General features: G+C 49.5%; 1 protein-coding gene. It reads left to right on the forward strand.

Annotation, left to right across the window (positions count from 1 at the left end; genetic code table 11):
* Positions 1–329: F0F1 ATP synthase subunit delta (locus tag AB5935_RS25280; RefSeq protein WP_368327787.1), on the forward strand; the 329-nt coding region annotated here is incomplete at both ends.

Consider the following 329-nt stretch of genomic DNA (forward strand, 5'->3'; position numbering starts at 1 on the left):
GGTTATATCAGGAGTTCCTGACGCTGTCGCACAGTTTTTGTGAACAGCCCGGTTTGCGCGAAGCACTTGATAATCCGGTCATCACAACGAAGGAAAAGTTGGCGTTAGTCTGCACGGCTGCCGACGGTGACGGAAAATCGACCAGAGAGTTTGTCCGTTTTATCACTTTGGTACTGCGAAACAGGCGTGAAGGCTATCTGCAATTTATCAGCCTGATGTATCTGGATCTCTACCGGAAGCTGAAGCATATCGGAGTGGGTAAGCTCATTACAGCCGTTCCCGTCAATAAGGAAACGGAAAACCGGATTCGTTCCGCAGCAGAGCATATC

This window comes from Phocaeicola sp. RTP21198st1_B8_RTP21198_201120, from assembly GCF_040929485.1.
In the GTDB taxonomy this organism is placed as follows: Bacteria; Bacteroidota; Bacteroidia; order Bacteroidales; family Bacteroidaceae; genus Phocaeicola; species Phocaeicola dorei.